The sequence below is a fragment of the Massilia sp. MP_M2 genome (assembly GCF_039123635.1).
Taxonomy (GTDB): Bacteria; Pseudomonadota; Gammaproteobacteria; order Burkholderiales; family Burkholderiaceae_D; genus Telluria.
Genome location: NZ_JBCHJF010000009.1, coordinates 161,115 through 182,123, shown reverse-complemented (window position 1 = coordinate 182,123; position 21,009 = coordinate 161,115). Strand labels below are relative to the sequence as shown.

Annotated in this window: 13 protein-coding genes and 1 pseudogene; 8 read left to right on the top strand and 6 right to left on the bottom strand. The window is 63.5% G+C overall.

Annotation, left to right across the window (positions count from 1 at the left end):
* Positions 1-7 precede the first annotated feature (7 nt).
* From dnaE to RCH14_RS18570, 5 genes and pseudogenes are all read left to right on the top strand, one after another.
* A complete protein-coding gene (gene dnaE, locus RCH14_RS18590) occupies positions 8-3,508 on the top strand; it encodes a DNA polymerase III subunit alpha (protein ID WP_343027589.1) in 3,501 nt (1,166 codons plus the stop codon).
* Positions 3,498-4,562 (top strand): glycosyltransferase family 9 protein, encoded by a 1,065-nt coding sequence (locus tag RCH14_RS18585; protein ID WP_343027588.1) that lies wholly within the window; start codon positions 3,498-3,500, stop codon positions 4,560-4,562. Before dnaE ends, RCH14_RS18585 begins: the two co-directional genes overlap by 11 nt.
* 125 nt (positions 4,563-4,687) lie before the next feature.
* On the top strand, positions 4,688-5,215 hold the full coding sequence (locus RCH14_RS18580; protein ID WP_343027587.1) for a methanogen output domain 1-containing protein: 528 nt from the start codon (positions 4,688-4,690) through the stop codon (positions 5,213-5,215).
* Positions 5,216-5,225: 10 nt separating this feature from the next.
* Positions 5,226-7,202: an ATP-binding protein gene (locus RCH14_RS18575; RefSeq protein ID WP_343027586.1), complete on the top strand. Its 1,977-nt coding sequence runs from the start codon at positions 5,226-5,228 to the stop codon at positions 7,200-7,202.
* A 126-nt stretch (positions 7,203-7,328) separates the two neighbouring features.
* A pseudogene (locus RCH14_RS18570) lies at positions 7,329-8,933 on the top strand (alkaline phosphatase D family protein).
* Positions 8,934-8,956: 23 nt separating this feature from the next.
* Here the strand turns inward: RCH14_RS18570 and RCH14_RS18565 are convergent.
* Positions 8,957-9,787 (bottom strand): glycosyltransferase family 2 protein, encoded by an 831-nt coding sequence (locus tag RCH14_RS18565; RefSeq protein ID WP_343027585.1) that lies wholly within the window; start codon positions 9,785-9,787, stop codon positions 8,957-8,959.
* Between the two features lie 53 nt (positions 9,788-9,840).
* Here RCH14_RS18565 and RCH14_RS18560 point away from each other — a divergent pair, with 53 nt between their 5' ends.
* Complete coding sequence (locus tag RCH14_RS18560; RefSeq protein WP_343027584.1) at positions 9,841-11,154, top strand: O-antigen ligase family protein; 1,314 nt, start codon at positions 9,841-9,843, stop codon at positions 11,152-11,154.
* On the top strand, positions 11,144-12,901 hold the full coding sequence (msbA, locus tag RCH14_RS18555) for a lipid A export permease/ATP-binding protein MsbA (protein ID WP_343027583.1): 1,758 nt from the start codon (positions 11,144-11,146) through the stop codon (positions 12,899-12,901). Before RCH14_RS18560 ends, msbA begins: the two co-directional genes overlap by 11 nt.
* Positions 12,902-13,241: 340 nt before the next feature.
* On the opposite strand, the gene RCH14_RS18550 is transcribed toward msbA, so the two are convergent.
* Complete coding sequence (locus tag RCH14_RS18550; RefSeq protein ID WP_343027582.1) at positions 13,242-13,391, bottom strand: hypothetical protein; 150 nt, start codon at positions 13,389-13,391, stop codon at positions 13,242-13,244.
* Between the two features lie 10 nt (positions 13,392-13,401).
* Positions 13,402-15,654 carry a family 1 glycosylhydrolase gene (locus RCH14_RS18545; protein WP_343027581.1) on the bottom strand — a complete coding sequence of 751 codons (2,253 nt, stop codon included), beginning with the start codon at positions 15,652-15,654 and terminating at the stop codon, positions 13,402-13,404.
* A 194-nt stretch (positions 15,655-15,848) separates the two neighbouring features.
* Between RCH14_RS18545 and RCH14_RS18540 the strand changes: the two genes are divergently transcribed.
* Complete coding sequence (locus RCH14_RS18540; RefSeq protein WP_343027580.1) at positions 15,849-16,085, top strand: hypothetical protein; 237 nt, start codon at positions 15,849-15,851, stop codon at positions 16,083-16,085.
* A 73-nt stretch (positions 16,086-16,158) separates the two neighbouring features.
* Here the strand turns inward: RCH14_RS18540 and RCH14_RS18535 are convergent, their stop codons facing one another.
* From RCH14_RS18535 to RCH14_RS18525, 3 genes are all read right to left on the bottom strand, one after another.
* Positions 16,159-17,115 carry a hypothetical protein gene (locus RCH14_RS18535; protein ID WP_343027579.1) on the bottom strand — a complete coding sequence of 319 codons (957 nt, stop codon included), beginning with the start codon at positions 17,113-17,115 and terminating at the stop codon, positions 16,159-16,161.
* A 108-nt stretch (positions 17,116-17,223) separates the two neighbouring features.
* The gene (locus RCH14_RS18530; RefSeq protein ID WP_343027578.1) at positions 17,224-18,300 is read right to left on the bottom strand and encodes an acyltransferase; all 1,077 of its coding nucleotides are present in this window, start codon (positions 18,298-18,300) and stop codon (positions 17,224-17,226) included.
* 227 nt (positions 18,301-18,527) lie between these two features.
* Positions 18,528-20,939 carry a catalase gene (locus RCH14_RS18525; RefSeq protein WP_343027577.1) on the bottom strand — a complete coding sequence of 804 codons (2,412 nt, stop codon included), beginning with the start codon at positions 20,937-20,939 and terminating at the stop codon, positions 18,528-18,530.
* Positions 20,940-21,009: the final 70 nt, after the last annotated feature.

Here is a 21,009-nt window from a genome sequence, read left to right as displayed (position 1 = left end):
TGCGGGGATGACTTCCCCGACTTTTACCCATCTTCGCATCCACTCCGAATACTCCATCGTCGACGGCCTGGTCCGTATTGACGAACTGGTCAAGGCGGCGGTCAAGGATGGGCAGCCGGCGCTGGCCGTGACCGATCTGGCCAATACGTTTTGCCTGGTGCGCTTCTACAAAGAGGCGCGTGGCAAGGGCGTCAAGCCGATCGTCGGGGTCGATGCCTGGATCACCAACGACGACAACCGCGACAAGCCGCATCGCCTCTTGATCCTGGCCAAGAACCACACCGGCTACCTGCAGCTGTGCGACCTGCTGGCGCGCGCCTGGCTCACCAACCAGCACAAGGGCCGCGCCGAGCTGCGCGCCGAATGGCTCGAAGCGCTGGCCACGTCCACGTCCACGCTCAATCCCGAGCAAACCCAGGCCAATGGCCTGATCGTGCTGTCGGGCGCGCACTTCGGCGACATCGGCCAGGCCATCGAGAACGGCGATATCGCCCGCGCCGAAGCCAATGCTGCGCGCTGGGCGCGTGTGTTCCCCGGTCACTTCTATATCGAGATCCAGCGCGCCGGCCAGCTCAATCAAGAGCAGCAGGTGCGCCATTCGGTGGCGCTGGCCGGGCGCCTCGGCTTGCCGGTCGTGGCGACGCACCCGGTGCAGTTCCTCGACAAGGACGAATACATCGCCCACGAAGCGCGTGTTTGCATCGCCGAGGGCGAAATGCTGGCCAATGCCAAGCGCGTGCGCCGCTTCAACGAGAACATGTGCTTCAAGTCGCAGGCCGAAATGGCCGAACTGTTCAAGGATCTGCCGGGCGCGCTGGCCAACTCGGTCGAAATCGCCAGACGCTGCAACGTCACGCTCACGCTGGGCAAGCCGCAGCTGCCGAACTTCCCCACGCCGGGCATGACGATCGACGAATTTTTGATCGCCGAGACCAAAAAAGGCCTGGAAGACCGCCTGCTGCAGCTGTACCCGAACGAGCTTGATCGCGAACGCGAGCGCCCGCGCTACGAGGCGCGCCTGGACTTCGAAAATCAAACGATCATCAACATGAAGTTCCCGGGCTACTTCCTGATCGTGGCCGAGTTCATCCAATGGGGCAAGAACAACGACGTGCCGATCGGCCCGGGCCGCGGTTCGGGCGCGGGCTCGCTGGTGGCGTATTCGCTCAAGATCACCGATCTCGATCCGCTCAAGTACAACCTGCTGTTCGAGCGTTTCCTCAATCCCGAACGCGTCTCGATGCCCGACTTCGACATCGACTTTTGCCAGGAAAAGCGCGAGCTGGTGATCCAGCACGTGAAAGACCTGTACGGGCGCGATGCGGTGTCGCAGATCGCCACCTTCGGCACGATGGCGGCCAAGGGCGCGATCCGCGACGTCGGCCGCGTGCTCGATTTCGGCTACAACTTCTGCGACGGCATCTCGAAGCTGATTCCGTTCAAGCCGGGCAAGCAGGTGTCGATTGCCGAGGCGATCGAAGAAGAACCGATGCTCAAGGAGCGCCTCGAGAACGAAGAAGAGGTCAAGACGCTGCTCGAACTGGCGCAGAAGGTCGAAGGCATCACGCGCAATATCGGCATGCACGCCGGTGGCGTCCTGATCGCGCCGGGCAAGCTCACCGACTTTTGCCCGCTGTACACGCAGGGCGGCGATACCGGCGTGGTCTCGCAGTACGACAAGGACGACGTGGAGGCCGTGGGCCTGGTCAAGTTCGACTTTTTGGGCCTGACCACGCTGACGATCCTCGACCGCGCGGTCAAGTACATCAAGCAGCTCGACCCGGCCGAGAGCGAATTCGACCTGGCCAAGCTGGCGCTGGACGACCGTGCATCGTACAAGCTGCTGTCCGACGCCAAGACCGTCGCGATCTTCCAGCTCGAGTCGCGCGGCATGCAGGGCATGCTCAAGGATGCGCGGCCCGACCGCTTCGAGGACATCATCGCGCTCGTGGCGCTGTACCGTCCGGGCCCGATGGACCTGATCCCCGACTTCTGCAAGCGCAAGCACGGCGAGAAGTTCGACTACCCCGATCCGCGCACCGAGTCGATCCTGTCCGAGACCTACGGCATCATGGTCTACCAGGAGCAGGTGATGCAGATGGCGCAGATCGTGGGCGGCTACTCGCTGGGCGGCGCCGACATGCTGCGCCGCGCGATGGGCAAGAAAAAAGCCGAAGAGATGGCCGAGCACCGCGAGATCTTCCGCGCCGGCGCGGCCAAGGATGGCCTCACCACGGCCAAGGCCGACGAGATCTTCGACCTGATGGAAAAGTTCGCGGGCTACGGCTTCAACAAGTCGCACGCCGCCGCCTATGCGCTGCTGTCGTACCACACGGCGTACCTCAAGGTGCACCACACCGCCGCGTTCATGGCAGCGAACATGTCGCTGGCGATGGAAGACACCGAGAAAATCAAGATCCTGGTCGAGGATTCAAAAGAAGTCTGCAAGCTCACCATCCTGCCGCCGGACGTCAACGAATCGCAGTTCCGCTTCACGCCGGAGGGCGAGGCGCGCTCGAAAACGGGCAAGCCAGTCACCAATATCCGTTACGGCCTGGGCGGCGTGAAGGGCGCGGGGCAGGGCGCGATCGAAGCGATCATCGCCGCGCGCACGGCGGGCGGCAAGTTCAAGGACCTGTTCGACTTCTGCAACCGGGTCGATCGCAAGCAGATCAACCGCCGCACCATTGAATCGCTGATCCGCGCCGGCGCGATGGACGCATTCGGTGTTGACCGCTCGGTGCTGCTGGCATCGGTGTCGTTCGCGATGGAAGCGGCCGGCCAGCTTGCTGCTGCCATCAACCAGGTCAGCCTGTTCGGCGGTGACGATGCCGACCTGGTCGCGCCGCCCGAGTACGTGAAGGCCTTGCCGTGGACGGATCGCCAGAAGCTGTCCGAAGAAAAGATCGCGCTGGGTTACTACCTGTCTGGCCATATGTTCGACTCGTACGCGCAAGAGGTGCGGCGCTTTGCCAAGACGCGCATGAAAGACCTGGAGCCGTCGCGCGACCCGCGCATGATGTGCGGCGTGATCTCGGGCATTCGCACCCAGATGACGCAGCGCGGCAAGATCCTGATCGTGGCGCTGGACGACAAGACCGCCGTGCATGAGGTGACGGTCTACAGCGAAGTGTTCGAGGCCAACAAGAACGCGTTCAAGGAAGACGAATTTTTGCTCGTGGTCGGCAAGGTGTCGGAGGACCGCTTCAATGGCGGCCTGCGCATCACGGCCGAGAAGGTGTTCGACCTGGCCACGGCGCGCATCCAGTACGGCCACAAGCTCGAGATGGACCTGGACAAATCGGTCAGCGCGGCACGCCTGGCCGAGATCCTGCAGCCGCACCGGGTGCATGACGGGATGCCGGTGAGCCTGCGGCTGCGGCTGCAGACCGAGGATATTCCGTTCATCGTGCAACTGGGGGACGACTGGCGCGTGGCGCCATCCGACACGCTCAAGGCGGCGCTGGAGCTGTCGCTGGGCGCCAAGGACGTCGCCGTTGAGTACTAGCGCGCATTCGGGCGACGGCAGATCGGCCTTTGGCCGCATCCTGATCTGCCGCACCGACAATATCGGCGACGTCGTCCTGACGCTGCCGCTTGCCGGCTACCTCAAGCAGCGCTTTCCGCAGTCACACATCGACCTGCTGTGCCGTGCCTACGTGGCCCCGGCCATGCGCCACAGCCGCCATCTCGATCGCGTGCTCACGCTCGATGCATCGGACGACCTGGCCCGCCTGTTTGCCGAGGGCGACTACGATACCGTGATCTTTGCCTTTCCCGACCGGCGCCTGGCGCGCGCGGCGCAGGCAGCGCGCGTGCCGAACCGGGTGGGCACCAGCCACCGCGTCTATCACTGGTTCACCTGCAACCGCCTGGCCCGCTTCAGCCGCGCCAAGTCCGACCTGCACGAGGCGCAGCTGAACTTCCTGCTGCTGCGCCCGCTGGGCATCGACCATGTGCCGACGCTGGCCGAGATCCCGCATCTGTACGGGCTGGCTGCGCCACAGCGCGCCGCCGTCGACGCCTTGCTGGCGCCAGGGCGGCGGCACGTCATCCTGCACCCCAAGTCGAATGGCAGCGCCCGCGAATGGCCGCTGACCCACTTCACGGCGCTGGCAAGCGACCTGGGGAGCGACCCGGACATGCGCCTGTTCATCACGGGCAGCGCGGCCGAGGGCGTGCTGCTGGCCGCGCAGGCGCCGGCCTTGCTGGCGCTGCCGAACGTGGCGAATCTGTGCGGCCGGCTCGACCTCGATGAACTGCTGGCGCTGATCGATGCCTGCGATGGCCTGGTGGCGTGCAGTACCGGCCCGATGCACCTGTCGGCCGCGCTAGGGCGGCCGACGCTGGGACTGTTCCCGCCGATCAAGCCGATGGATCCGGGCCGCTGGGGGCCGCTGGGGGCGCTCGCCCAGGTGGCGGTTGCGCGCCAGCCGTGCGCCGGCTGCACGGACTCGGCGACCTGCTCGTGCATGGGGTCGATTACACCGCAGGACGTGGCCGCGCGCGTGCGGGCCTGGGATGGGGCGGGAGTGCAGCGCGGGGCCGGGATAGTATCCTGATCCTGCGGTTACAGCCTGTTTGTAGTTCCTGCTGAAGGAAATATGTCGCTATCATAGGCGATAGCCGGCAGCCCAAAAAAGGGCGCCCAATTACTCTGAGCATTTGAAGTAAGGCTGAGGACACCATGGAAGCCAAAACGATACCAATCAACCAACTGCATGTGGAACTTGATCGAGATGTATTTCTCAGAACGCTGATACGCGAGCTCGCCGGTACGCTCGAGGATGTCGTCGGGCTGGAGGAAGCTTCAGGTTTTGTCAGTGCCGTAGGTCAGCGCATTGGCGACCAGATCAACCTCAGTTACCGGTCGGCGCTGGGCGTCGAACTGCTGTCGAAGCAACAGGTGGCAGACGTGTTGGTGGATCTGAAACGAAGAATTCAAGGTGATTTTTTCATTTTGGAGCAAACCGATGAGAAGATTGTATTCGGCAATCGCGTCTGTCCCTTCGCCGAAAAGGTGATCGGGCGACCGTCGATGTGCATGATGACGTCCAATGTCTTCGGTACCATCGCAGCAGAAAACCTGGGTTATGCCAAAGTCGCGCTGGAGCAGACGATTGCTGAAGGCGAACCTGCGTGCCGCGTGGTGTTGTATCTGAAGCCGCAACCGGACGCGCACCATGTGCACGGGCGTGAATATTTTTCCGGCTGAGTAGCCCCCGATGGATACACGTTCGCAATTCGAGGACTTGGCCAATCTCTTGCCAGAAGCGATGCTGCTGGTCGATATGGACGGGCTGATTCAGGCGACCAATGCGGCTGCAAGACGGCAGCTGGGCAAGTTGGATATCGAGCCGGGACTGACCGCCCTCGCAGCGCTGTGCATCGAGCCGCCGCATCAGGTAGCCGACTATCTGCGCAGCTGCCGTCGGGTGGTCGCACTCATGCCCGCAACGCTGACCTTTCGCCTACCTTGCGGCACTGCGCTTCCCCTGCGTGCCCAAGGGGCTCGCTTCGCCCCGGCTGGAGAGACGACAGCGTGCTGGGTGCTGTTGCGGCTTATTCCAAAACACGCGGCGGAAAGCCGTTTTTTGGCCATGAATCGGCAGATCGAGAAACTTGCGCATGAAGTCGATCTGCGGCGGCGCGCTGAACTCGACTTGATCGACCAGCGCGAGTGGTTCAGGGTCACTCTGGCGGGTATCGGTGATGGCGTGATCGTCACCGATATCCATGGGGCCATCAGCTTCCTGAACCCCGTTGCGGAAGCCCAGACCGGCTGGAGCCTCGCAGACGCCCTTGGCCGACCCGTCGAAGAAGTCTTCCATATTGTCAATGAAGAGACAAGGACTGTGGTCGAGAATCCGGTGCGAAGGGTGCTTGCGGAGGGAGTCATTGTCGGGCTGGCGAACCATACCATTCTGATCCGGAAAGACCACTCTGAACTGCATATCGACGATTCGGGCGCACCCATTCGCGATGCACAGGGAACACTCATCGGCGTGGTGCTTGTGTTTCACGATATCACCGAACGTTGGCGACTTGAGCAGCAAGTCAGGGCCCGGAAGGTCGAACTCGAAGATGAGCACCGTCGCAAGGACGAATTTTTGGCCATGCTTGGTCACGAGCTCCGAAATCCGATGTCGGCGATCAAAACCGCCCTTGAACTGCAACGACTGCCAAGCGCCAGCAACGAAGCGCTCCAACGCGCTGGCGGTGTGCTGAATCGGCAGGTCAAGCACCTGACGCGACTGGTGGACGAACTACTGGATATGTCCCGGATCTCCAGCGGTAAAATAAATTTGCAGCGCGAAGTGCTCGATATTTCCGTGGTGATTCACAGTGCACTGGAATTGGTTGAGCCGATGTTGCAGGAAAAACGCCATGTCCTTTTCACCGACCTGGCAGCGGGAAGTTTATGTGTCAACGGCGATCTTCACCGATTGATACAGGTGATCGGTAATGTGTTGAATAATGCGGCGAAATACACGCCACATGGCGGCACGATTCATCTGGCTGCCAAAAGAGTCGACGATGCTGTCGACATTTCTGTCCGAGACAATGGCATGGGTATTCCGCTCACATTATTGTCCCGTGTTTTCGATATCTTCACGCAATCCGAGCGCACACTGGCCCGCTCCGAAGGGGGGCTGGGCGTGGGTCTCACCGTCGTCCATCGACTGGTGGAACAGCACGGCGGCACGGTTGCCGTCCATAGCGACGGGCCTGGCACAGGCAGTGAGTTCCGTATTCGCCTTCCGTTGGTTCAGGTCGTTTCCGAGCCACCGTCAACGCCCCATTCGTCTCCCGCCATGCCTGGTTGCAGAAAGATGTTGGTGGTTGACGATAACCAGGATGCCGCAACGATGGTGGCCGAGTTGCTTCGGATGTTCGGCAACGAGGTATCGGTCGCTTTCGATGGGCAAGAAGCGATATCTTTTTTTCATCAGGAGCTGCCAAGCGTGGTTCTGCTGGATATCGGTTTGCCCGGCATGGACGGGTACACGGTGGCACGCACCCTGCGCGCCAACGCCGCTCGGGGACCCTTCACCCTGATTGCCTTGACCGGTTATGGTCAACCAGAAGATATTCGCAAGTCGTTCGAAGCGGGATTTGATCATCACCTCACCAAGCCCCTGGACATCAGCAAGTTGCTCGATATTCTTGCTGCGACCCCGGCCACGCAAGTGCTGAACTGATCGGCTGCCCGGGCTGGTTGTGTCGCGGCGTTCAAGAAGCAAATGCCGCTCGATCCGATTGACGGTTTCATCGCCACGTCATACAAAAAAAATAAGCTTGTCTGCTCTTACATGATCGGAGCAGGCATGACTTCATCGCATTCGCGTCGCACTTTCCTGGCCCAGGGCGGGGCATTGGTGGGTGGTTCGGCACTGGGCGGCACCTTACTGCTCGGGGGCTGCGGCGGCAGCAGCCATGCGGCAGTCGTTGTCAGTGACAAGGAACGGCCAACGATGCCGTCGGGGATACAGTTCGGCGACATCACCGATCAACGCGCGATCATCTGGAGCCGCAGCGACCGCACTGCGCAGATGATCGTCGAATACGATACCAGCGAGCGTTTCAACAACGCCAGCCGCATTGTCGGGCCCACGGCCAGCGATGCGACCGATTTCACGACCCGTGTCGATCTCGGTGGCTTGCCGGTCGGCCAGACGGTCTTCGTGCGCGTGCGCTATGTCGATCCGAATAATGCAAAGATCGAAAGCGAAACCGTCTCGGGCCAATTCAGGACCACGCCCGCTGCCGATGGCACCCGGGCCGTGCGGTTTCACTGGAGCGGCGACCAGTGCGGGCAGGGCTGGGGCATCAATACCGATTTTGGCGGCATGAAAATCTACGAAGCGATGCGGTTGCGCGACCCCGACTTTTTCATCCACAACGGCGACACGATTTATGCCGATGGGCCAATCCTGGCCCAGGTGACGGCGGAAAACGGCCAGATCTGGCGCAATGTCGTCACCGAAGAGGTCAGCAAGGTCGCTGAAACGCTGAAGGAATACCGCGGCCGTTATGCCTACAATATGCTGGATGCGAACTTTCGCAAATTCGCCGCCCAGGTGCCGCAGATCTGGCAGTGGGACGATCACGAAGTAACGAATAACTACAACGCCGCCAAGGATTTGTCGGGCGACGCACGCTATACCGAAAAAAGCATCGCCACGCTCACGGCGCGCGGCCGGCGTGCCTTCCTTGAATATGCGCCGATGCGCTATTACAAGCAAAGCGAGCCGCAGCGCATTTATCGCAGCATCTCGCACGGCCCGCTGCTCGACGTATTCGTCCTGGACATGCGCACCTACCGGGGGCCGAACAGCGCCAATCTGCAAATCGGTGAAGACGCCAGTTCGGCGTTCCTGGGTACTGCACAGGTGGAATGGCTGATCGCCGGTCTGAAAGCCTCGAGCGCTACCTGGAAAGTCATTTCCGCCGACATGCCCATCGGCCTGAATGTCGGCGACGGCAAGAATGCCCGGGGTGAAGACGTCTGAGAAGCGCTCGCCAATGGCAACGATGGCGCGCCGCTGGGGCGCGAACTGGAAATGGCGCGCCTGCTCAGCAGTATCAAGGCCATTCCCAACGTGGTCTGGATTACCACCGACGTGCATTACTGCGCCGCCCACTATTATGATCCGGCCCAGGCCCGGTTCACGAACTTTTCGCCATTCTGGGAATTCGTCGCCGGGCCGATGAATGCGGGCGCGTTCGGTCCGGGCGTGCTCGATAAAACTTTCGGCCCCACGGCGGTCTTCTCGAAAAGCCCGCTGATCCAGAATTCGTCACCATTTGCCGGCTATCAGTTCTTTGGTGAAGTCAATATCGACCCCCGCAGCAAGGCGATGAAGGTCGAGCTGTTCAATCTCGACGGCGTGTCGCAGTTTGCGCAGACGTTGCCGGCGGCAGGCGTGTAACGCCTGGTCGTCAGCCAGCCAGATCAGCTGACGGCAGGGTGTTCACGCAGGCCGACGCTGGCCTGCGTGGTGCCGTCGGCCGCGCGCTCGAGCACAATGCGGCGGTTGCTCGATGCCTGATCGCGCTCGGCTTCGGCGTGCCACAGATGCAGCACTTCGGTCGCCATGGCGCCGTCCTTGCGCAGGACGCCCGCGTGAAACAGGCGCACCACGAGATCCGAATCCTCGTGGCCCCAGCCGGTAAAGCTCTCGTCGAAGCCATTGACTGCCATCAGATCCTGCTTCCATACCCCCAGGTTGCAGCTCTTGATGCGGCGCCAGCTGAACTTGCGGCGCACGCGGCCCAGGTCGGGCCAGCGCAGCATCGTCTGCAGCACCTTGTTCATGTCGCCGGTCAGGCGCAGGCGCAGGCGCGCCATGATGCCGAGGCCGGCCACGTCGATCCCGTCACGCAGCGCGCGTTCGGTCAGCGCCTGGCTGAGCAGGATGCGGCTGCCTGACACCAGGAAACCGGGCTGGGCCAGCGCGCGGTGGCGTGAGATGAAGTCGCGCTGCGGCACGCAATCGCCATCGAGGAAGATGATATAGTCGCCCGTTGCCGCCAGTGTGCCCCGGTTGCGGGCCATCGCGGCGCGAAAGCCGTCGTCCGGTTGCCACACATGCTTGACGGGCACCGGGGCGCCAGCCGCCAGCCGCGCGATGCAGTCCCGCGTGTTGGCAGTCGAGCCGTCATCAGCGATAATGATTTCAAAATTCTTGTCGTCCTGCAAGAAACAGGCGGCCAACACCGCCGCCAATGCGTCGGGCCGGTTGTACGTGGTGATTACGACCGACAATGTCTGTGTTTGCTGCATGGTGTCCGATACAAATGCGCTCTAGGCCGCAAGAATAGCCCACAAGAACAAGAATGAACAATACGTCGATGATGGCCCGGGAGCCGCTGCAGTTGTTGGTTGGCTTCCAGATGTTCCTGTTTCCCCTGATTAGTCTGACCACGCCTTCCGGCATCGGTTTTTCCAGCCTTCTGATCCTGCTCACAGCATTGTTCGTGCCGCGCAAGGCCTGGGCGGCGATCACGCCGTACTGGACAGAGATCCGCTGGGTGATCGCGGCCTTCGTGTTCCAGTTCGCGCTGGCCGTCGCGGCAGTGGCGCTGCGGCCCGAGGCGCACCTCGATGCGCTCGACAAACCGTCGCGCATGCTGCTGGCCATGAGCGCCATGGCGCTGGTCGTGCTGGCCCGGCCGCGCGCCGCAATGCTGTGGTGGGGCGTGGTTGCCGGCGCGATCGCGGCGCTGCCGTTCGTGGCCTGGCAGCGCATCGCGATGGGCATCGAGCGCCCGGGCGGCTTTCTCAATGCGATCACCTTTGGCGACCTGGCCCTGTGCCTGGGTCTGGTAGCGCTGGCGGCGGCGATCGATTATCGCCATCACGCCGCCAAGGCGGCGCTCGCGGGCCTGGGCGCGCTGGCCGGCCTGGCTGCCTGTCTGCTCACCGGCACCCGCGGCAGCTGGGTTGCGCTGGCGCTGGCCGCCGTGCTGTTTCTCAGTTATGCGCAGTTGCTGCGCAGCCGCAAGCTGCGCCTGCTGCTGGCCGGCAGCTTCGCGCTGGTCGCCGCCGCGTTCTTCGTGCCGGCCACCGGCATGCAGGAGCGCGCGCTGCAGGGCGTGGACGATGTCCAGACCTGGGTCGACGGCGGCAACGTGCATACCAATGTCGGCACCCGGCTCGAGTTGTGGAAGGGCGCGGCGATCCTGATCGAAGAGCGGCCGCTGTTTGGCCTGGACCGCAACACGCTGCGCGCCGAAATCCGCAACATGGTCGAGCAGGGTACACTCGATCCGGCGATCCTGTCGCTCGAACACCTCCATAATGACGCCTTGCAGGCGCTGGCCACCGGTGGCATCTTCGGGCTGCTGGCCTGGGCCGGCATCCTCGTGGCGCCGTTCGTGTTCTTTGCGCGCCAGCTCGGCCGCGGCGCGCAGAACCAGGCGCATGTGCGCGGGGTCGGCCTGCCGCAGTTCGCGCCGGCGCTGGCGGGCATGCTGGTGGTGCTGAGCTATTTCAGCTTCGGCCTGACCGAGGTGATTTTCTGGTCGCTCAAGGGCAGCATGTTCTATGCGCTGATGGTGTTCCTGCTGATGGGACTGTGCCTGGTGGCGAAGACGCGCCAGGCGCATGCCGCAACGCTTGAAAAGAAGGTTGAACAACGTGGAAACTAAGGTCATCGTGCGGCGCCTGCTGGCGCTCGTCAAACCGTATAAATCGCGCGCTGCGCTGGCGCTGCTGTCGATGGCGATCACCGCCGCGACGCAGCCGCTGCTGGCCAAGGCGATGCAACTGCTGTTCGATCGCGGCTTCGAAGAGCGCATCGCGTTCAGCCTGTGGCTGATTCCCGCCGTGCTGGTGTCGATCTTCGTGCTGCGCGGGATCGGCACCTTTGGCACCGCCTACTTCAACAACTGGGTGCTCTCGCGCGTGCTCAACGACATGCGCGCCATGGCCTTCGAGCGCGTGCTGCGCCTGCCGGTCGCGCGCTACCAGGACGAGAGCACCGGCAAGATCATCAACACGGTCGTCAACGACGTGCGCCAGGTCGTCGACATGATCCAGTCGGTGTTCGTCGCCTGCGTGCGCGACGTGCTGGTGGTGATTGGCCTCTTGGGCAGCCTGCTGTACCTGAACTGGCAGCTCACGCTGATCGCCATCGTCGTGATCCCGCTGACTGCCGTCATCGTGCGCACGACCACCAAGCGCCTGCGCAACCTGAACCGCGAAAGCCAGCGCGTGACCGCCGAAATGACCGGCGTGGTCGAGGAAGCCGCGCGCGGCCACCAGGTGATCCGCGTGTTCGCCGGCGAAGCCTACGAGCGGCGCCGCTTTCATCAACGCAGCGTCGCGCTGCGCGGCTTTTCGCAGCGCATGACGGTGGCGTTTGCCGCCACCACGCCGGTGACCCAGATCGCGACCTCGCTGGCGCTGTCGCTGGTGGTCGTGCTGGCGATGCAGGCCGACATGACCGTTGGTGAATTCACGCAGTTCGTCACCATGATGCTGATGCTGCTCACGCCCCTGAAGTCGCTGGCCGAAGTGAATGGCCCGATGCAGCGCGGGATGTCGGCCGCCGAGACGGTGTTCGGCATCATCGACGCCGAGCCGGAAGTCGATACCGGCAGCCGTGAACTGGGCCGCGCCCAAGGCCACCTGGTGTTCGAGCAGGTCGCGTTCCAGTACCCGAATGCGGCCGGTCCGGCGCTCGACAATGTCTCGCTCGAGGTGTTGCCGGGGCAGACCGTGGCGCTGGTGGGGGTCTCGGGCGGCGGCAAGTCGACCTTCGTGAATCTGGTCACGCGCTTTTATGATCCGCAGGGCGGGCGCCTGCTGCTCGACGGCGTGCCGTACACCGACATCAAGCTCGCGTCGCTGCGCAGCCAGCTGGCGATGGTGAGCCAGAACGTGGTGCTGTTCGACGACACGCTGGCAGCCAACATCGCCTACGGGGCCGAGCACATCGATTACGAGCGCCTGGCCGGTGCAATCCGCGCGGCGCACCTCACGGACGTCGTGGCGCGCCTGCCGGACGGCATCGACACCCGCATCGGCGAAAACGGTTCGCGCCTGTCGGGCGGCCAGCGCCAGCGCGTGGCGATCGCCCGCGCGATCTACAAGGATGCGCCGCTGCTGATCCTGGATGAAGCGACGTCGGCGCTGGATAACGAGAGCGAACGCGCGGTGCAATCGGCGCTCGACACGCTGATGGCAGGGCGCACGACGATCGTGATCGCGCACCGCCTGTCGACGATCGAGCGGGCCGACCGCATCGTGGTGATGGAAGCCGGGCGCATCGTGGAGCAGGGCACGCACGACGAACTGCTGGCCATGAAGGGCATGTACGCGAATCTGTACTATTTGCAGTTCACGGCCGAGAAGAAACAGCCAATTTCCCCTGCTACGCCGTCCATGGGGTGAGCCGACAGTCAGCGCGCGTGTTGCGTCGCTTCCCGCCGCTGCGTAGCGTGGACGGCTACGCCGTCCACGCGGTGATAGTTTGCCGCCAGATCATCCGGCACGGATCGGCGCCCGTAACGATCGCCGCGTGGACGGGGAACCCGTCCACCCTGCCAGCCGACAGGCAGCACGCCCCCTTTCCCAGCCTAGGGTGGACGGCTACGCCGTCCACGCGGTGATGGTTGGCCGCAGATCATCCGGCACGGATCAGCGCCGGTAACGATCGCCGCGTGGACGGGGGACCCGTCCACCCTACCAGCCGACAGGCAGTACGCCCCCTTTCCCAGCGTAGGGTGGACGGCTACGCCGTCCACGCGGTGATGGTTTGCCGCCAGATCATCTGGCACGGATCGGCGCCGGTAACGATCGCCGCGTGGACGGCTACGCCGTCCACGCGGTGATGGTTGGCCGCCAGATCATCCGGCACGCAAGCAGCACCGGTGATCGGCAAGCCAGCAGCATCAGCGCGCGTAATGCGCCGCTTCCCCGGCCTGCCGGATCCCCGCGCCACCGGCAGCTTCCTGCACCGCATGCGCATACCGCTGCAGCGCATCGTCCAGCGACGGCAGCAGCCGCGCACGTTCGCTGCCCAGCGCACTGTACGCCGGGCGCCGCGCCGGATAGAGGGCAGCGGCGGCTGCGATTTCCTGCAAGCCGTCCGCTGACATGCCCGCTGCCGCGCAGGCGCGTCGCGCCAGCTCGGCCCAGCTCACCGCGTCGCCATTGGTCAAATGCCAGATGCCGCGCTCGCGGTCGATCATCAGGTCGAGCGCCACCTTCACCAGGTCGGGCACATAGGTCGGCGAGACGATCATGTCGCCCGCGGCCTGGAACGGCTCGCCGTTGGCCAGCGCGCCCAGCGCCTGGGTCACGAAGTTGTGCCGGTCCCATGGGCCGAAGAACGCGCTGGTGCGGATCACGAGTGCCTGCGGATCGGCATCGAGCACGCGGGTTTCGGCATCGAGCTTGCTGCGCCCGTAGACGCCCAGCGGATTGGTCGCATCGGATTCGACATACGGCGCGCCCTTGGCGCCGTCGAATACCAGGTCGCTCGAGAACGTCATGAAGCGCAGCGCGTGGCGCATACAGGCCAGCGCCAGCACGGTCGGGCCCAGCGTGTTTTCGCGCATGCAGCGTTCGCTGTCGGCCTCGGCCTCGTCGACCCGCACGTAGCCGCCCGCATTGATGATTGCCCACGGCTTGAAGCGCACGATTGCCGCGTCCACCGAGGCCGGGTCGGTAATGTCCATCTCTTGCCGCGTGAGGGCGTGACAGGCCAGGTTGCGCGCTTCGCAGATGCGTTTGAAGGCTGCGCCGAGCGTGCCGGTCGCACCCGTGATCAGGATCGGCTGCACGGGCGCCGACTTGAACTGGCTGCGCACGGCAATGTCGGCCACCGCCGTGCGGGTGGCCACGGGTTTGCACCAGAAGCGGCCCGGCCGGCGCCACCAGCCTTCGCCCTGCAAGACGGGATTGGACAGCGCGCGCTTGCTGGCCAGTTCGCGCATCAGGGTTGCCAGCGCGGTGGGGCGGGGCGTGGGCGAGCGCACGTCGAACGGGCCGGGCTCGTAATAACCGTGGCAGGCGGTTACCAGGCTGTTCCAGTCGAACGAGCCCAGCAGCGCCCAGACCGTGACGGCGCGGACGTCGGCGCCCTGCTGGCGCGCCTTGAGCGAGGCGTTCCAGATTTCGACGAGCCAGCGCAACTGGTCTTCGCGGTTGGCGTCGATGTGCGCTTCGGTGACCGCGATCGGCAAGCCGTAGCGCTCCCAGGTTTCCATCAACAGCGGGGCAATGCCGGGCGTGGGCGTGGCCAGTGCGCGCGGCGCCTCGATGTCGGCGTGCGCCACGCCCCGGTACACATGGCGATGGCTTTCGGGATAGCGTTCGGGGCGATGGTCGAGCCAGCGTTCGCTGGTGACGTAGTAGTTCACGCCGATCACGTCGGGCGGGCACGGGTTGTCGCGGAACCAGCGCAGTTCATCGGCCGTGGCGCCCGAGTCGAGCAGGTAGTCCCACAGCTTGTGGCCGGTATCGACCATCCCGCACAGCAGGTCCCAGGCCAGCCAGCGGCGCTCGTTGAAATAGTTCGCGATGTCCTGCATCTCGGGCGTGCCGTAGGTCTTGGACAAGTCGTCGGTCTGGACCAGCTTGGCAGCCGGGTTGACGGCGCGGATGGCGCGCATCGACAGCACTGTCGCGCGGCACTGGATCAGCAGGGCGCGGATGAACGTGGCTTCGTCGCCGCCATGCGGGTACCAGACGCCGGCCAGACCCGAAAAGCGCGCCGTGGTGCAGATCTCGTTGACGGGGGTGTAGTGCTCGACCCACGGATAGCGGGCGGCCACGGCGCCGGCATACTCGGCCAGCTGGTCGGGAAAGGCGGGATCGACCAGGCTCGTATGACGCGGGCCGCTGCCGTGGTGGATCAGGCCGACAATCGGATTGACGCCGAGGTCGCGCAGCGCCGGCAGCCGTTCGTCGGCCCATGACCAGTCGGCCTTGTCGATGCCGTCGGGCGCCGTGCGCTCCCACAACACCGGGTAGCGGATCGCCGCGATGCCGAGCGATGCAAAGCGTTCAATATCTTGCAGGCGGCTAGCATGGCCGTTGCGGTCCATCTGGCTGAAGTAGTCGTCGCGTACGCGGTTAACCGTGCATTCGAGCCCGCCCCACAGGGCGAGGTCGGGCTGGGAATCGGTGCGAAGAGTCATGAAAGCTTACCTGCATAGTGAACATGACAACAGACTAACGGTCGCGGGGTGCTCACTATGTTAAGTGGTTCACATAGCGGGCGGTTTTCGGACCAGTCCTACTTTCTGGCGGCGGTATTTTGGGTAGCGCGCCAATTCTCCAGATGAGAACTATTCAAGCGACAATGTGTTTATTCCCAATGCAGGAGAAATCAATGTACATGGTGTACTGGACGATCGTGGATGGCGCCGCCACCCACGCGCAGGCGCAGGGTTTCGACACGACCGAGATGGTCCCGGCGATGGGGTTCATGGAGGCGCTGCGCAAGCGCCAGCGCGATGGCGAAGGCATCCGCTTCATTACCATGTGCTCGGAGCATCCGGACGTCGTGGGCCATCCCGGCGTGGACGTCACGGGCGCCGACTACAGCTGGAAGAAGCGGCGCAATTAGCGCGTGATGCTTGCGGCACGCGGCACGCGCGTGCTGCCAGTGGGTGCCACCGGCAGCGCATGCGGCGGGATGGCTAGCGGGACGGGTCGTTCAGGCCGGTCAGGCTCACGACCTGGCCGTCGGCGCGCACGACGCCGTTCTGGAGCACGATCGTCGATGCGCGGTTCACGTCCGGCAGCTTGATGGTGATGGTGTCGCCACGCTGGGCGATGCTGCCTTGCGCGGCGCAGGTGCCGAACAGCGGCGTGGGCGTGACACCGGCCGCGTCGGCCAGCAGGAAGTAGAACAGCGTTTCGCAACTGTTGCCGCGTCCGCCGCTGCTGGCGATCAGGATTGCTTCGTTGCCGCTGGCCAGCGTGAAGCTGCGCAGCGGGAACTGCCAGCCTGCATCCTCGCCCGTAAACAGGGCCTGGCCATCGAGCAGCAGCGCGCCGGTGCCATCGGCGCCGGTCCTGCGTTCCAGCAGCCCGGCCACCGTGCGCAGCGACGTCGGCAGGTTGTCGGCATTGCTGTCGAGAATACTGCCGCCAGCCAGCGGCGCAGTGGTTGCGGCCTGGTCGGCAGCGCGCTGCACGGCGCGCTCGCGTGTCGTGTAGTCCTGATAGGCAGGAGCGGCGATGGCCCCGAGGATGCCGATGATCAATGCGACTGCCATGATGCCGACGCCCCATTGCGACCACTTGCGCTGGACGCGGTTGAAGTGCTCCAGGCTATCCCACTGCTTGTTTTTCCAGGCCATCTCGCGGCCCTTGAACCCCAGCCAGAACACCATGATCCAGCCCACGTACGGCACCAGTGCGATCAGGCCAATCCAGCTGCGGTTGCCGATGGCCCAGATCCAGTTCAGGAAGAAAGCGCCCCAGCTCCAGCCCTTCACGCCATCGGGGATGTCAGCGCTTGCGCCTGGGGTTGGGGAGAATGGCTTGTCGAGGTTGACTGCCGGCAATGCGACGATCGCTACCGCCTTGCCGCAGACGGTGCATGCGGCAGCATCCGGCGCCATCGGGGCGCCGCAATGAGAACAGAACATGGGGGGCTTTCCTGAAAGTGGGGGAGGTACGCATCGCGGCGCAAGACCGATGCAGCAGGGCGATTATAGCGACCCTTGAATTGCAGGAAACTCACCCAATTCCACCCGTCAGATATTCAGAGCGGCAGGCTGTGCCAGGCCCCCACCGCGTTGTTGCCCCCGGGATGCTGCCGGTTTGGCGCTGGCGCCGATCATGGCCTTGAAGACACCCGGCATGGTTGCGATGGCAAGCTGATACACGGTCACCAAGATGGCACTCACCACCAGCGGCGCCATCACCCAATAGACCGGATAGGGAATGGCGCTGCCATAGCGGCCGTACAGGATCCAGGTCAGCATCAGTATCGGTGCATGGCCCAGGAACAGGAAAAAGCTGTATTTGCTCATGCCGGTCAGCCATACGCCGAACCGCGTGCTCGCCGCCCAGGCGGTTGCTGGCCAGAGCAGGAATGGCGAGGCCAGGCGCAAATAGGTCGTGTCTTCCATCCGGAAATGCAGGATGGCGAGGCAGGCGAGCACGAAGGTGACGAACAGGATGCCGGCATGGCGGTCGAGGCAGCGCAAGTCCCACGCGCGCACCGCCGCCATCCCGCCGACATAGAACTGCAAGGCCATCAGGTTACGCTGTAGCAGATGCCCGTCGAAGTCGCCCATGAAGACCACCGACACGAGGACCAGGCCAGGCCAGGCGGCCTTGCGCAGTAACCAGCCGAACAGAGGTGCCAGCAGGATCAGCACGATCAGGTCGCGCAGAAAATTCAGCGGGTAATTGATTGGCGAGCCAGTCAGGCCGAACGCCGCATTCAACCAGCCGGTCGCATCGAATGGCCACAGATTGGCCGACAAGTGCATGCCGCCAAACATTTCCGCACCCAGGGCCACTGGTGCCAGCGGCAGATTAAAGCAGAGGAAGGGGATCAGGATCGTGCGTGCCTTTTTGGTCAGGCAACGTACCGGTTGCTGATCGATGCAGGACTTGAACAGCAGATAACCCGAGATCACGGTCAGCACCGGCACGCTGGCGCGGAATACGGCAAGCTGGAAAAAGGCCTTGGTCAGGTCGAACCAACCCTCGCCAATCGCCGACATGGGCACGTACGCCGGCGTGTGCAAGACAATGACGCCAAAAATCATGACAATTCGCAAAAACGCGATGCGGTCACCGCTGGCATGGCCACGTGTCATCAAGAGCCTTTCGGACAGGTATCTGGTAGATCATCCAAAGGCAGCGCACAGCGTGTTCATACCACTTGGTAGCAAAATAGCAACCGATAGGTTACTCGAATAATTTACTCTAGTAAATAGAGCCGTTATAAAAAGTTAATAAAAAAAAGACACCGGGTGGTGTCTTTTATCTTGCTTCCCTGTCATCAGGCCTGTCTGCCCCTGTCGTGAGGGCAGGCTGGATTGATTTAGACAGACGGTGGATCGGTTTCGCGGGCAAACACGCGGAAGCCGGCGAGCGCCGTCTTGAATGCCGCCAGGGCCGCATCGCCATTGGCAGCGTCACCCATGATCAGGCCCGGATCATCCGAACCGTCCGGCAGCGTGGTTGGAATCATGGCCTTGGTCAGCAAGTCCGCGCCGGCGCCGAACGCGAGGATCGGCTTGCCGTGACGGTATTGCTCGCGCAGGAATTCGAGCACCTGTGCGTTCTTGGCCAGCGCCGCGACGGCTTGCGCGCCGTCCGGCACGATCACGGCGTCATACATGACCGACGGGCCGGCTTCGACCGACATTTCGACGTCGATCGGGTCGCCGTCCTGTGCCTTGACCTTGCCCAGCATATTGCCGACCATGCGTGGCACGGCGCCATCCTTGAGCAGGCTGCCGTACTGGCTCTTGACTGCCTTGTCGTCGACACCCGAGGCGATCAGCACCGCGACGCGGCGGCCCTTGATCCCGGTAACACCCGGACGGCTCAACAGCGACAGCGATGGCGATACCGGATAGGTTGGAATCGGCGCATCGGTGGCCAGTGGCAGCGGTGCCGGCACGTCCATGCCCAGACCTTCGGCCACACGTGCCACCAGCACGTCATCGACGTTGGCCAGCAGCGCCAGCGTACGCTCGCGCACTGCCGGCGTCTGCACGCGGGTCAGTTCGAAACGGAACGCGTTGACGATGTGGTTCTGCTCGGGCGTGCTCTGGCTCTGCCAGAACAGGCGTGCCTGGGAGTAGTGGTCGGCAAACAGTTCCGGATTGCCGCGCACCTTGTCGGCAGCAATCGTTTCCGGGAAGCTGGTGAAGCCTGCAGGACCAGCCTGGTATGGCACCCCGCCGCCCAGCGAATTCGGTTCGTAGTTCACGCGGCCGCGGTTGATGGCCTGGCGATGGAAACCGTCACGCTGGTTGTTCTGGATCTGGACGATCGGCGAATTGATCGGGATTTCGTGGAAGTTCGGGCCGCCCAGGCGGGTCAGCTGGGTATCCTGGTACGAGAAGTTACGGCCTTGCAGCAGAGGATCGTTCGAGAAGTCGATGCCCGGCACCACGTGCGAGGTGCAGAACGCGACCTGCTCGGTTTCGGCAAAGAAGTTGTCCGGATTGCGGTCCAGCACCATCTTGCCCACTGGCGTGAGTGGCACGAGTTCTTCCGGGATCAGCTTGGTCGGATCCAGTACGTCGAAGGGGAAGCTGGCAGCCTGCTCTTCGGTAAAGATCTGCAGGCCCAGTTCCCATTCAGGGAAATTGCCCGCTTCGATCGCTTCCCACAGGTCGCGGCGGTGGAAGTCGGAATCGGCGCCCGAGATGCGCACCGCTTCGTCCCACACCAGCGAGTGTGTACCCTGCATTGGCGTCCAGTGGAATTTCACGAAGCGCGCTTCACCCTGTGCATTGATCAGGCGGAACGTGTGCACGCCGAAGCCCTGCATCGTGCGATAGCTGCGCGGAATGGCGCGGTCCGACATTGCCCACATCAGCATGTGCGCGATCTCGGGCGACAGCGAGGCGAAGTCCCAGAACGTGTCATGGGCGGTGCCCGCCTGCGGCATCGCATGGTGCGGTTCCGGCTTGGCTGCGTGCACCAGGTCGGGGAACTTCATCGCGTCCTGGATGAAGAACACGGGCATGTTGTTGCCCACCAGATCCCAGTTGCCTTCTTCGGTATAGAACTTGACCGCGAAACCACGCACGTCGCGTGCGGTATCGGTCGAGCCACGCTCGCCGGCCACGGTCGAGAAGCGCAGGAACACTGGCGTACGCTTGCCCTTCTTGGCGAACGGCACAGCGCGGGTCAGTGCGGTGAAATTGTCGTAAGACTCGAAATAACCATGGGCCGCCGAACCGCGTGCGTGCACGACGCGCTCGGGGATGCGCTCATGGTCGAAATGGCTGATCTTTTCGCGCAGCACGAAGTCTTCGAGCAGGGTAGGGCCACGCAGGCCAGCCTTCAGCGAATGCTGGTTGTCCGACACCGGGACGCCCTGGTTTGTCGTCAGGTGACGGTCGGCCGGGTCAACGCGCACGCGGTCGAGCGGCTCGACGGTCGCGTTTTCGCCTTTTGGCGGAGTGCCATCGCCGACCTTGTCATTGGCGATGATTTCGGTCGTCGTGCTGCCGGTGGCGGCATGAGTCGATGGCGTGAAGGTTTCGCCTGCCGCCGGCGTACGCGATGCATCGCCGTATTCGCCGGGCTTGTTGGCATTGAATGGACGTGCCGCTGCGAGCTCTTGCCCTGCAGAGATTTTATCGAGCAAACGATCCGCGATCGGGTTGCTGACGCCAAGGCTCTGTGGCGGCTTGGCATCGGATGGACCGCCTACCGTGCTCAGGACCGATCCGGCGCCGTCGAAGGAGCTGGGGTGCTTGGATGTTGGCATGCTGTTCCTCATTTGTTGTAGGGATAATTAGACTCCCGATAACATAGCCCAGCACGTTAGCCCGGAACTG

Coding starts and splice junctions, on each gene's coding strand:
- RCH14_RS18575 (WP_343027586.1), top strand. CDS start 5,226: ATGGATACACGTTCGCAATTCGAGGACTTGGCCAATCTCTTGCCAGAA.
- RCH14_RS18545 (WP_343027581.1), bottom strand. CDS start 15,654: ATGACTCTTCGCACCGATTCCCAGCCCGACCTCGCCCTGTGGGGCGGG.
- RCH14_RS18535 (WP_343027579.1), bottom strand. CDS start 17,115: ATGTTCTGTTCTCATTGCGGCGCCCCGATGGCGCCGGATGCTGCCGCA.
- RCH14_RS18580 (WP_343027587.1), top strand. CDS start 4,688: ATGGAAGCCAAAACGATACCAATCAACCAACTGCATGTGGAACTTGAT.
- RCH14_RS18540 (WP_343027580.1), top strand. CDS start 15,849: ATGTACATGGTGTACTGGACGATCGTGGATGGCGCCGCCACCCACGCG.
- dnaE (WP_343027589.1), top strand. CDS start 8: ATGACTTCCCCGACTTTTACCCATCTTCGCATCCACTCCGAATACTCC.
- RCH14_RS18530 (WP_343027578.1), bottom strand. CDS start 18,300: ATGACACGTGGCCATGCCAGCGGTGACCGCATCGCGTTTTTGCGAATT.
- RCH14_RS18525 (WP_343027577.1), bottom strand. CDS start 20,939: ATGCCAACATCCAAGCACCCCAGCTCCTTCGACGGCGCCGGATCGGTC.
- RCH14_RS18560 (WP_343027584.1), top strand. CDS start 9,841: ATGAACAATACGTCGATGATGGCCCGGGAGCCGCTGCAGTTGTTGGTT.
- RCH14_RS18565 (WP_343027585.1), bottom strand. CDS start 9,787: ATGCAGCAAACACAGACATTGTCGGTCGTAATCACCACGTACAACCGG.